Raw genomic sequence first — 11,558 nt, forward strand, 5'->3', positions numbered from 1 at the left:
AAGACTCATCTTCCTTCCACCGTACGAGAGTTGGACCAACCTCAACTCAGGGATGTCTAACTGCCCTCGCGCCAGGCCCGCCACAGTCGCGCGTACCGTCCGCCCAGGGCCACCAGCTCTTCGTGGGTTCCCTGCTCCACCACGCGTCCCGCCTCCAGCACGGCGATCCGGTCCGCCGCCATGGCCTGGGTCAGCCGGTGCGCGACGAACAGGGTCGTCCGGCCCGCGCACGCGGCCCGTACGGACCTCTCCAGCTCGGCGGCGCCCTCGCTGCCGGCCTCCGCCGTCGACTCGTCGAGCACCACCACCGGCGCCCGGTTCAGGACCAGCCGGGCCAGCGCGATCTGGGCGACCTTCGTGACGTCCAGCCGCTCACCGCCCTCGCCGACCACGGTGTCCAGCCCGTCGGGGAGTGCGTCGACCCAGTGCCCGGCACCGACGGTACGCAGCGCGTCCATCAGCTCCGTATCGGTCGCCCGTGGCTCGGCCAGCCGCAGGTCGTCGGCGAGCGGCCCGGAGAACACGTGCGACTCCTGCGTCAGGATGCTCACCAGAGCCCGCGCGCCCGCCTCGTCCAGGACGGCGAGATCGTTCGGTCCGATCCGCACCGAACCGGCCTGCGGAGTCCCGATGCCGGCGATCAGTGCCGCCAGCGTCGACTTGCCCGCGCCTGTCGCCCCCACCAGGGCGAGTGAACCACCGGCCGGGATCGTCAGACCGACGTCCCGCAGGACCGGCTCCCCCGCGCCGGGGTAGCTGAAGGTCAGCCCCTCCACCGTCACCGGGTACGGCACGACGTCCGCGGAGGTCACGGAGGGGTCACCGACCAACCGGTCCTCCGCGGACTCCCCCAGTACCCCGACGAGCCGGGTGAGGCTCGCACCCGACTTCTGCGCCTCGTCGAAGGTGAACATGATGGCGCCCAGCGGCGTGAACAACCGGTGGAACATGAGCGGGGCCGCCGCCACCTCGCCGAGGCTCGCCGCGTCGGCCTCCAGCAGGACGTACCCCACCACGAGAATGAGGACGAGCCCGATGAACTCGGCACGGTTCTCCCGGCCCACGAACCGGCCGAAGATCCGGAAGACGTCGATGCCGAGCTCGCGCACGCGCCATGACCTGGCGGTGACCTTCTCACGGAAGGCGTCCTCGAGCCGGTACGCCCGGACGGTGTCTATCCCGTTCAGGCCGCTGATCAGGGCCTGCGCACGGTCGGCCTGGGCCGCCCGTTGCCGCTGGTAGAGCGGTGCGGACCGGGGCAGGTACCAGCGCAGGGCGAGTCCGTACGCGGGCAGCGCGCCCGCGCCCGCCAGACCGAGCCGCCAGTCCAGCCCGAACATGCCGACCGTGGCGATGGCGACGAGCACGCCCGCCGAGAACACCGTGGGGACGGCCGTACGGATACCTCTGGACAGCACGGCCACGTCGTCGCCGACCCGTGACAGCACATCACCCCGGCCGACTTGCTCGATCCGTGCGCTCGGCATACCCAGCACCGCCCGGACCGCGGCTTCTCTCAGCCGCGCCAGGAGATCCGCGCCCAGCCGCCCGATCAGGTACGTCGACACCGCGGTGGCAGCCGCGCCGAGCAGCGCGGCGGCTCCCATCAGTACCCCGATCGTGACCAGGACCGAGCGCCCGTCACCCTCCACCACACCGTCGACCACCCGGCCGAGCAGGAGCACCGGCAGCACCTGGAGCGCCGCCCCGGCCACCGTGGTGAGCACGGTGGCGGCCGTGAGCCACGGCACCTCGCGGCAGCGCGCGGCGACCCATCGGGTGGACTCGCCTCCGGCCGCCGTGCGCAGGGCGGCCGGGGCAACGCGCGTGTCGGTCCCGGTCACTCAGGAACCACGTCCGCCCGGCGGCGAAGCCGGCAGGCACGCCTCACTGGTCGACCGACTTCACGAGCTCGTCGATCGCGTACGGCAGGGAGAGCAGGGTGCCCTGCGACATGGCCGCGCCGACCGCCGGGCCCTCGCTGTCCAGCAGGTAGGAGACCTTCCCCTCCTTGGCCGCGGACAGGTTGGCGAAGAGCTCGAACTTCTTCAGCGCTTCCTGGTCCGCCTTGTCGTTGATGACGAAGACGCGGTCGACGTCGACCAGGTCGATGCGCTCGGGGGAAAGCTTGGTGTAGAACTTGCCGCCCGCGATCTCGTCGATCTTCGTCGCGCCCTTGAAGCCCATGCCCGTGATCAGCCGTCCACGTACGTCGGTGGTGGTGAAGGGTGCGACCGAGTTCTCGTACCAGGACAGCGCGACGGCCGTCTGGTCCGCGAACTCCGGGTGCGCCTCACCGGCCGCGTCGAGCTTGTCCTGGATGCCCTTCACCAGTGCGGCGCCCTCGTCCTCCTTGCCGAGCGCCTTGGCGATGTGGACCGCGTTGTCCTGCCACGGTGCGCTGAAGGGCTCTTCCTCGGCCTTGGTGCGACCCACGGTGGGGGCGATCTTCGAGAGCTTGTCGTAGGCGGCCTGGTCGATCTCGGAGTAGACCGCGATGATCAGGTCCGGCCGCAGGGAGGCGATCTTCTCGTAGTTGGGGCCCGCGTCGCCGTTGCTCATCACGACCTCGGGGCGGGTGTCGCCCCACTTGTCCTTCACCCAGGGCCACTGGGTGTTGATGTCGGGGGACGTGCCGGCCGGGTTCGGGTACTGGTCGACCATGCCCACCGGCTTGATGCCGAGCGCGAGGATGGCCTGGTCGTCGGTGTAGCCGACCGAGACGACCCGCTCGGGGGCCTTGGCGACCTCCGTGGAGCCGAACGCGTGCTCCACCGACACCGGGAACGCGCCGTCGGCGGCAGCCGGGGCCTTGTCGCTCCTGTCGTCCGCCGCGTCGGATCCGCAACCCGCGAGGAGGCCGACACCGAGGGTCGCCGCGGAGAGCGTCGCCGCCAGCCGTCGCCATGGCTTCAGAAACGTCGATCTGTGGAAGAGCATCCGAAATCCCCTGCTTTCGCGCTGTCCGCTGAACCCCGCCCGAGGGCAGCCAAACCCTATCCGCACGGAGTGAGGTGAGCCTAGCCTAACTTTATCTAATACCTTTACGGGAGCATCAGTTGAGCCGCACGTGTGTACGCCCGATGGGCACGATGAGCGGGCGGTCACCCACCGGGTCGTCGATCACCTTGGCCCTCAGCCCGAACGTCTCGTGCAGCAGCTCGGCCGTGATCACGTCGCGCGGGTGTCCCTGCGCCAGGATCGCCCCCGCCCTCATGACGACCAGGTGGTCGCTGTATCGGGTGGCCAGATTGAGGTCGTGCAGCACCATGACGACGGTGCGGCCCGACTCGTGCAGGTCGTCCACCAGATCGAGCACGTCGATGGCGTGGGCCAGGTCCAGATACGTGGTGGGTTCGTCCAGCAGCAGCAGATCGGTCCCCTGAGCCAGCGTCATCGATATCCAGACACGCTGGCGCTGCCCGCCGGACAGCGAGTCGACCGGGCGGCCGGCCAGCTCGGACACCCCGGTCATGGCCAGCGCGCGCTCCACGACGGAGGCGTCGTCCGACGACCACTGCCGCAGCCAGCTCTGGTGCGGATGGCGCCCTCTGGCGACCAGGTCGGCCACGGTCAGCCCTTCCGGCGCGACCGGGGCCTGCGGCAGAAGACCGAGCTTCTTCGCCACGTCCCTGGTCCGGAGTCCGGCGATGTCCTCGCCGTCCAGCACGACCGCCCCGGCGGTCGGCTTCAGCAGCCGTGACAGGGTGCGCAACAGGGTCGACTTCCCGCAGCCGTTGGGGCCGATGATCGTGGTGATCAGTCCTGGCGGGACCACCACGTCGAGACCGTCGATGACGGTCCGGCCTCCGTAACCGACGGAGATGCCCCTGGCTGCCAGCCGCGCGACGTCCTCGACCTCTGAATCGGTCTTCACGATGTGCTGAGCACTCACAGGTTCCCCCGTTGTCCCGTTCCGTACGGTCTTGTTCGTCATCTATTTGAGGTTCGCCCGCACCAGCAGGTATACGAGGAAGGGGCCGCCGATCGCCGCGGTGACCACGCCGACCGGAAGAGTGATCGGCAGCGCCGAGCGGGCGGTCAGGTCCGCGCCGGTCAGAAGCAGAGCGCCCACCAGGCCGGAGGCCACCAGGGGTGGCGTCGGGCACCTGGCCAGGCGCATCGCCACCTGCGGAGCCACCAGCGCCACGAACGGGACCGGGCCCGCCGCGCTCACCGCCGCGGCAGCCAGAAGTACCGCGCACAACAACAGGACCGCCCGCACCCTCGAGAAGCGGACGCCCAGCCCGGCGGCGACCTCGTCGCCGAGGTGCATGGGCTTGAACTGGAACGCGGCACCCGTCACGACCACCATGAGGACGAGAGTGCACCAGAACACCACGCGGACCTCGTCCCACGACCTGTTGTCCAGCGAGCCGACCAGCCACGCCTGCGACCGGGCCACGTCCCTGATGTCGGCCGTGGTCAGGAGCCAGGTGGTGACGGCCTCCATCACGGCGGTCACCGAGATACCGATGAGGATGAGCCGGAAGCCGTCGATCCCGCGCCGCCACGCCAGGAAGTAGACCAGCAGCCCCGTCCCGAGGCCGCCCGCGAGCGCCGCAGCGGAGAGCCCCACGGTGCTGACGACCGCGGCGGCGGTCCCGCCCGACGCCGTCACCAGGAACACCGCGACGGCGCCGGCACCTCCGGTGATCCCCAGGATGTCCGGGCTGGCCAGCGGATTGCGGGCGATGGACTGGGTGATCGCCCCGGACACCCCCAGAGCGATCCCCACGAGGAGCCCGGCCAGCGCACGCGGCATCCGCAGGTCCATGATCACGAACTCGTCCACCTGCTCACCCCGGCCCAGGAGCGTGGCGATCACCCGGGACAGGCCGATGGGGAAGTCCCCGACCCCGATGGACAGACAGAACACCAGGAAGGCGGCCGTCGCCAGCAGCAGCGTCACGGATACGGTCCAGGGCCGCCAGACGAACGACACCTGGCCGAAGCGCACGCCGGGCGTCACCGGCCTCTTCACCTCTGTCGTCCCGTTCATGCGCTCCTGAACTTTCCTCGCCATACGAGCACCGCGAAGAACGGCGCGCCGAGAAGGGCGACCACGACACCCGCGTCCAGCTCTCCCGGCCGCACCACCACGCGCCCCACGATGTCGCAGACCAGAAGGACGGCGGCGCCGAGAAGACCCGCGTACGGCACGAGCCGGCGGTAGTCCGGACCGGTCAGATACCGGGCCACATGGGCCACCATCAGCCCGAGGAACGCGATGGGGCCGCATGCCGCCGTCGCCGCTCCCGCGAGCAGAGTGATGGCGAGGATGCCGACGGTCCGGCTCAACGCGATGTTCACGCCCAGGCCCCGCGCCACGTCGTCCCCCAGGTTGAGCAGGTTGAGGGAGGGCAGCGTGGTCAGTGCCAGCACCACCCCGGCCGCGATGAACCCGGTCACCGGCCAGATGACGTCGAACCCGACCCCTGCGACGGACCCCGCGTTCCAGAACCGCAACGCGTTCAGCGACTTCAGGTCCGACAGCGCGACCGCCGTGGTCATCGCCGCGAGGAACACCGTGACTCCCTGGCCGGCCAGTGCGAGGGTCAGTGGGTTGCCGGCCCCGCGGCCGATACTCGACAGCCCGAACACGACGACTCCGGCGACCGCCGCCCCCAGGAAGGCGAACCAGACGTACTGGAACGGGTCGGCGAAGCCGAACAGGGCGATCACCGTGACCACGGCGAACGAGGCACCGGAGTTCACGCCCAGCAGTCCGGTGTCCGCGATCGGGTTGCGTGTGTATCCCTGGATCAGTGCCCCGCCGATCCCCAGCGCGACGCCCGCGACGAGCGCGAGCACCGTCCGGGGCACCCGCACCGTCCGCACGATGAGCCTGATCTCGGTGAGCCGCTGATCGCTGTCCGGCGCCGCGAACAGCCCGTGCCACACCTCCGCGGGGCTCAACGCGCGCGCACCGACAGCCAGCGACACGACTGTCCCGATCACGAGGACCGCCACCAGCACACCCAGGCCCGCACCCCGCCTTCGCCGGGCTTCCGTCGTGCCCCTGGGCGCGGGACGCTCCACTGCAGTCGTGCTCATGTCGACGTACGGTATCCCTTTGATCTGTGGCTGAAGCATGGGCAGTTGGGCTCCTGAGCGCTGGGGCGGCTCGCTCTCGGCATCACCCCGTCAGCCGGCGGTGCTGCCGGTCCTCTCCGGGAGGGACAAGAAGCCGGTCACCTCGTCGATCAGCACCCCGTGGTGCGGGCCGAAGCCCGGCTGGCACTCGAAGAAGTGAGCCGTGACCGGCTGGTGCGGGCAGGAGCCCGCGCGGTGCTCGCCGGGCGCGGTCGCCATGGCCACCTCGGACGGTCCGGAGCCGATGCCGACGAGGTCGTGGACCGGTGGTGCGTCGCCAGGCAGAACCTGTGCCATGTCACTCCCAATCATGCGGGGACGCCGCCTGAACGCACGAGGAACCAGAACTCGGGCACGCCGACGGATGACCCGATACGGCTTAGGTGAGCCTAAGCTCATTACCCGGCTCTGTCGATAGGGGACGGCGCGGGCAGCGGACATCCGTATCCGTCAACAGGCCCGCCACGAGACCCTGTTGCACAGTAAGGTAAGCCTCGCTTCACCGAGTTGCTCGTCATCCCCTGCGTCAAGGAGGAACCCATGCGGGTTGTCATGTTCGGGTACCAGACCTGGGGGCACCGCACCCTGCAAGCCCTCCTGGACTCCGAGCACGACGTGGTGTTGGTCGTGACGCACCCCAAGAGCGAACACGCCTACGAGAAGATCTGGAGCGACTCCGTCGCCGACCTCGCCGAAGCCCGGGGCGTTCCCGTACTGATCCGCAACCGGCCCGACGACGACGAGCTGTTCCGGCGACTCGAGGAGGCCGCCCCGGACATCATCGTGGCCAACAACTGGCGGACGTGGATACCCCCGCACATCTTCGGCCTCCCGCGCCACGGCACGCTGAACATCCACGACTCACTGCTGCCGAAGTACGCCGGCTTCTCCCCGTTGATCTGGGCCCTGATCAACGGGGAGCCCGAAGTGGGCGTCACCGCGCACGTGATGAACGACGAACTCGATGCCGGCGACATCGTCCGGCAGGAGGCCGTCCCGGTCGGCCCTGCGGACACGGCCACCGACCTCTTCCACAGGACCGTCGACCTCATCGCCCCGGTCACCATCGGCGCACTCGATCTCATCGCGGCGGGGAAGACGGAGTTCACCCCCCAGGACCGCTCCCGGGCAACCTTCTTCCACAAACGGTCCGCCGAGGACATCCGCATCGACTGGACCTGGCCTGCGGAGGACCTCGAACGCCTGGTCCGCGCCCAGTCCGAGCCGTACCCCAGCGCCTTCACCTTCCATCGGGGCAAGCGCATCGAGGTCCTCGCCGCCGTGGTGTCCCGGGGCCGCTACGGCGGAACGCCCGGCCGCGTCTTCTACCGTGAGGGCGACGGCGTGGTGATCGTCGCCGGTGCCGACGCCCGCACCGGACGCAACCATGGCCTGGCCATCACCCGGGTGCGCACCGAAGACGGCCGGGAAGTGCCCGCGACGGAGCACTTCACGTCCATGGGCGGCTATCTGAGCAGTCGCCCCTGAGGTCGGGTTCCTGCCGGGACTGCCGCGCGTCGGCGTTTGCGGCGGATGTGCGTACGAGCGGACCTCGGGCCGGCTCACCCACCTCTGCCGCCTCGCCCGCGACCACGGAGCCCACCCGCGCCGAATCCCACGGAACCTGACACTCCTGGAGGGAACTGCGGAACGAGACGCCGCTCAGGAGGACTTGGATTCGATCCGCCCGATGGGTGCCACACTCTCCGACAGGGTCTTCCGCACGGCCGCCCAGCTCGCATGCTCGATGTCGAGCGCATGTCGGAGGTAGGCCCAGGTGACCCGTTGGATCAGGGCGACGCGTTCGGGATTCTCGTCCGTTGTCTCCTTGACCTCGTAGCCGGGAATTCCACCCAGCGAGTGTTCCGCCCCGAACAGGGTGAGCAGGCTCTTGTCACCCGGGCTCAGGAAGTAGGGGTCGGCAAGCCACTCCGGTCCCCTGACGGACAGTGGCGAGTCATCCCTGTCCCCCACGACCACGAGGGTCGGCGTGACCATGTTCGCGAAGCTCGGATTCATGAACGGGAAGTGCTCGGCCGCGAACGACGTCAGGTCGGCGCCACCTCTGCCCGCGGTGGCGAGCAGCACGCCCGCCTTGATCCGCGGGTCGGACAGGTCCTCCGCCTTCCCGCTCACCGGGTCGAGAACGCGCAGGCCCAGCAGATTGCCCGCGGTCTGGCCGCCGAAGGAATGGCCCGCAGCGGCGATGCGGCTGTGGTCGAGTCGGCCGCTGAGACCCGGAACGGCGGCTTCCAGCAGTTCGAGCTGGTCCAGGATGCGCTTCATGTCCTCGACGCGGAAGCGCCAGATCCGCGGCGTGCGGGGATCGCTCTGAGCCAGGCCCACTGTCCTGGAGTCGAGATGGGTGGGCTGAATCACCACGAAGCCGTGCGCGGCCCAGAAGTCGGCCAAGGGGCCGTAGCCGTCCAGTGACGAGCCGAAGCCGTGCGCGAAGAGGACGATCGGCAGCGCATCGCCGGCCGTCGGCGCCGAGACCCTCATCTGCAGGTCCTCACCTCGGCCCGGCGCTTCCAGCACGACCGGCTTCACCGAGACGACGGACGTGGACACATTGAGGGCGACGTCCGTCGTCGCCACGTCTGATGCGGTCATGAGAAGGCCTTCCTTCGAGTTTCTGCACGTGCCGTACCGGGTGCGAAGCCCGAGCGGGCGCAGCGTGCCGACCGGGTGCGGAGTGGCTGCCGTCTCTTCGGTCTGCCATCATGAAGAAACGGGACGCCGTCCCGGATAGAACATACGGGACAGTGTCCCGTATAGCTAGTCGACAACGAAGGGGACCGTGCGGTGAGCGGCAGCGAGCGAGGCGCAGGTAACGCACCCAAGACGAAACGGGCGGACGCGCGGCGCAACGAAGGGGTCCTGCTCGAGGCGGCCGCCGCGGTCTTCGTCACGTCAGGTGTCGAGGCGCCGATTCGCGACATCGCGGCCGAGGCCGGCGTGGGGACGGCCACGATCTACCGCCACTTCCCGACGCGGGCGGACCTCATCGTCGCCGTCTACCGGCACCAGGTCGAGGCACTCGCCGAGGCCGGCCCGGCGCTCCTGACCACCAGCGCGACGCCGTACGAAGCTCTGGGCCGATGGATCGAACTCTTCGTGGATTTCGTGGTCACGAAACAGGGACTCGCTTCCGTGCTGCAGTCGGACGACCCCTGCTTCGACCCCCTGCACTCCTACTTCCTCGAGCGGCTCGTACCCGTATGCACCCAGTTGCTCGACGCCGCAGCCGCTTCGCGTGAGATCCGTCCGGGCATGGACGCCTACGCGCTCATGCGTGGCGTCGGGGGCCTCTGCGCGGGCTCCGGCACCAATCCACGCTACGACGCACGTCAACTGGTCGGGCTCCTCATCGCGGGGCTTCGACAATCGAGTTGACCCGCCACGTGACCGCGGCGCGCACCAGCCCCAGCGGGGACATGGCTGCGACTCTCCCGGCAGGGCCCGGCGACCGTCCGCGGCCCCGCCAAGGCTCGCCAGGGACGGCTCTGCCGGAACCGGGGTGAGTCCTCCTGACGGAGGACCCCCGCCCACGTCACTGTAAGGGCAGGCTAACCTAACGGGCATGAGAGCTGGTGAGAGCACTTCCCGTGCTGTGGACACCCCAGTGGCTACTGCTGTGCCGCGTTCACGCGGCCACGGATTGTCAGCCACCGGGGTGACGGTGGCGTACGGCCGGGTCGACGTCGTACACGACGCGGCCATCGCCCTGCGGCCCGCCGAAGTGACCGCCCTCGTGGGCCCCAACGGCAGCGGGAAGTCGACGCTGCTGCGCACGCTCGCCCGGCTCCAGACCGCGCGCACAGGCTCGCTCACCGTCGACGCGGGAACGGACGAGGCCACGGACGGCTTCGCGCTCGACGCCCGCGACTTCGCGCGGCGCGTCGCGCTCCTGACACAGTCCCGGTCGACGCCGGGCGGGCTCACCGTCCGGGACGTCGTCGACTTCGGCCGCTACCCCTACCGGGGCCGCTGGGGCCGCCCCGACCCTCGCGGCACCGCCGCGGTGGACCGGGCGCTCGGACTCACCGGTGTGGCGGACCTCGCCGGGCGGGGCGTCGAACAACTCTCCGGCGGGCAGCTCCAGCGCGTGTGGCTCGCGAGCTGTCTCGCACAGGAGACAGGCGTCCTGCTGCTGGACGAACCCACCACCTATCTCGATCTCCGCTATCAGGTCGAGCTCCTCGATCTGATACGCGACCTCGCCGACGACCACGGCATCGCGGTGGGCGTCGTCCTCCACGACCTCGACCAGGCCGCGGCCGTCGCCGACCGCGTCGCCCTGCTCAACGCGGGACGCGTCGTCGCCGACGGCACGCCCGAGGTCGTGTTCGCCCCGGAACTCCTGTCGGACGTCTACGGCATTCGTATCGACGTGGACGCCGATCCTTCGACCGGCCGCCTGCGCACCCGCGCGATGGGCCGCCACCACTCCAGATCCGAAAGGCTCAGCACCTCCCCATGAGACGCCACTTCCTCGCCTCGGCCGTCGTCGCCGTCGCCGCCCTCTCCCTGGCCGCCTGCGGAACCACGGAGCCCTCCTCCGACGACGCCGCGGCCTCGGGCAAGCCCGCCGGGAAGATCACCCTCACCGACGCCAAGGGCACGAAGGTGACCCTCGACGGCCCCGCCACCAAGGTCGTCGCCACCGAGTGGAACGTCGCCGAGGACCTGGTCGCCCTGGGAGTCGCCCCCGTGGGCGTCGCTGACGTGAAGGGTTACGCCGCCTGGAACACCGCGGCTCCCCTCACCGGCACCCCCAAGGACATCGGCACCCGCGGGGAACCGAGCATCGACACCGTCGCGGCCCTCGCGCCCGATCTCGTGGTCGCCACGAGCGACCTCGCGCCCGCGGTGGTGAAGCAGCTCCGCCAGGTGGCACCGGTACTGGAGATCAGCTCCGCCGACGCCGCCGACCAGATCGGCGCGATGACGGAAGGCCTCGACCTCATCGCGAAGGCCACCGGCAAGGAGGCTGAGGCGGACACCGTCAAGAAGGAGTTCGAGGCGAGCCTCGCCGAGGGCAGGAAGACTCTCGCGGACGCCGGTCTCGACGGCGCCGGGATCGCTTCCGCCGACGGCTACGTCGCGTCGAACCAGGTCTCCGTCCGCGCCTTCACCGGCGGATCCCTCCTCGGCGCCGTCAACGAGCGGCTCGGTCTGAAGAACGCCTGGACCATGGAAGGTGACAAGAGCTACGGCCTCGCCACCACCGACGTCGAAGGGCTCACCGGCCTCGGCGACGTCCAGTTCTCATACGTCGCGAACGATGTCGACGGCGACCCGTTCACCGGCCCCCTCGCGAAGAACGCCGTGTGGAAGTCGCTGCCCTTCGTGAAGGACGGCAACGTGCACCGGCTGCCCGACGGTGTCTGGATGTTCGGCGGTCCTCGCTCGATGGAGGCGTACGCCGACTCCCTCGTCGACGCCCTGACGAAGTAGCA

11 protein-coding genes are annotated in these 11,558 nt (G+C 69.9%); 4 read left to right on the forward strand and 7 right to left on the reverse strand.

Annotation, left to right across the window (positions count from 1 at the left end; genetic code table 11):
• Positions 1 to 56: 56 nt before the first annotated feature.
• From ACFYQ5_RS24825 to ACFYQ5_RS24850, 6 genes are all read right to left on the reverse strand, one after another.
• Positions 57 to 1,844 carry an ABC transporter ATP-binding protein gene (locus ACFYQ5_RS24825; protein ID WP_389200512.1) on the reverse strand — a complete coding sequence of 596 codons (1,788 nt, stop codon included), beginning with the start codon at positions 1,842 to 1,844 and terminating at the stop codon, positions 57 to 59.
• Between the two features lie 43 nt (positions 1,845 to 1,887).
• The gene (locus ACFYQ5_RS24830; protein WP_389200514.1) at positions 1,888 to 2,940 is read right to left on the reverse strand and encodes an iron-siderophore ABC transporter substrate-binding protein; all 1,053 of its coding nucleotides are present in this window, start codon (positions 2,938 to 2,940) and stop codon (positions 1,888 to 1,890) included.
• A gap of 115 nt (positions 2,941 to 3,055) precedes the next feature.
• Positions 3,056 to 3,895, reverse strand: coding sequence for an ABC transporter ATP-binding protein (locus ACFYQ5_RS24835; RefSeq protein WP_389200686.1), 840 nt, complete (start codon positions 3,893 to 3,895; stop codon positions 3,056 to 3,058).
• Positions 3,896 to 3,937: 42 nt separating this feature from the next.
• On the reverse strand, positions 3,938 to 5,002 hold the full coding sequence (locus ACFYQ5_RS24840) for a FecCD family ABC transporter permease (protein WP_389200515.1): 1,065 nt from the start codon (positions 5,000 to 5,002) through the stop codon (positions 3,938 to 3,940).
• Positions 4,999 to 6,057: a FecCD family ABC transporter permease gene (locus tag ACFYQ5_RS24845; protein WP_389200517.1), complete on the reverse strand. Its 1,059-nt coding sequence runs from the start codon at positions 6,055 to 6,057 to the stop codon at positions 4,999 to 5,001. Before ACFYQ5_RS24845 ends, ACFYQ5_RS24840 begins: the two co-directional genes overlap by 4 nt.
• A 90-nt stretch (positions 6,058 to 6,147) precedes the next feature.
• Positions 6,148 to 6,393 carry a SidA/IucD/PvdA family monooxygenase gene (locus ACFYQ5_RS24850; RefSeq protein ID WP_389200518.1) on the reverse strand — a complete coding sequence of 82 codons (246 nt, stop codon included), beginning with the start codon at positions 6,391 to 6,393 and terminating at the stop codon, positions 6,148 to 6,150.
• A 243-nt stretch (positions 6,394 to 6,636) separates the two neighbouring features.
• Between ACFYQ5_RS24850 and ACFYQ5_RS24855 the strand changes: the two genes are divergently transcribed.
• Positions 6,637 to 7,584, forward strand: coding sequence for a methionyl-tRNA formyltransferase (locus tag ACFYQ5_RS24855; RefSeq protein ID WP_389200520.1), 948 nt, complete (start codon positions 6,637 to 6,639; stop codon positions 7,582 to 7,584).
• 174 nt (positions 7,585 to 7,758) lie between these two features.
• On the opposite strand, the gene ACFYQ5_RS24860 is transcribed toward ACFYQ5_RS24855, so the two are convergent.
• A complete protein-coding gene (locus tag ACFYQ5_RS24860; protein WP_389200522.1) occupies positions 7,759 to 8,709 on the reverse strand; it encodes an alpha/beta hydrolase family protein in 951 nt (316 codons plus the stop codon).
• 192 nt (positions 8,710 to 8,901) lie between these two features.
• Between ACFYQ5_RS24860 and ACFYQ5_RS24865 the strand changes: the two genes are divergently transcribed.
• The 3 genes from ACFYQ5_RS24865 (at position 8,902) to ACFYQ5_RS24875 (ending at position 11,556) form a co-directional block, all read left to right on the forward strand.
• Positions 8,902 to 9,492 (forward strand): TetR/AcrR family transcriptional regulator, encoded by a 591-nt coding sequence (locus tag ACFYQ5_RS24865; protein ID WP_389200523.1) that lies wholly within the window; start codon positions 8,902 to 8,904, stop codon positions 9,490 to 9,492.
• Between the two features lie 187 nt (positions 9,493 to 9,679).
• The gene (locus tag ACFYQ5_RS24870; protein ID WP_389200525.1) at positions 9,680 to 10,579 is read left to right on the forward strand and encodes an ABC transporter ATP-binding protein; all 900 of its coding nucleotides are present in this window, start codon (positions 9,680 to 9,682) and stop codon (positions 10,577 to 10,579) included.
• Positions 10,576 to 11,556, forward strand: a complete 981-nt coding sequence (locus ACFYQ5_RS24875; RefSeq protein ID WP_389200527.1) for an ABC transporter substrate-binding protein — start codon at positions 10,576 to 10,578, stop codon at positions 11,554 to 11,556. Before ACFYQ5_RS24870 ends, ACFYQ5_RS24875 begins: the two co-directional genes overlap by 4 nt.
• Positions 11,557 to 11,558 lie beyond the last annotated feature (2 nt).

Origin of the sequence: Streptomyces sp. NPDC005794 (assembly GCF_042871445.1) — a bacterium.
GTDB lineage: Bacteria > Actinomycetota > Actinomycetes > Streptomycetales > Streptomycetaceae > Streptomyces.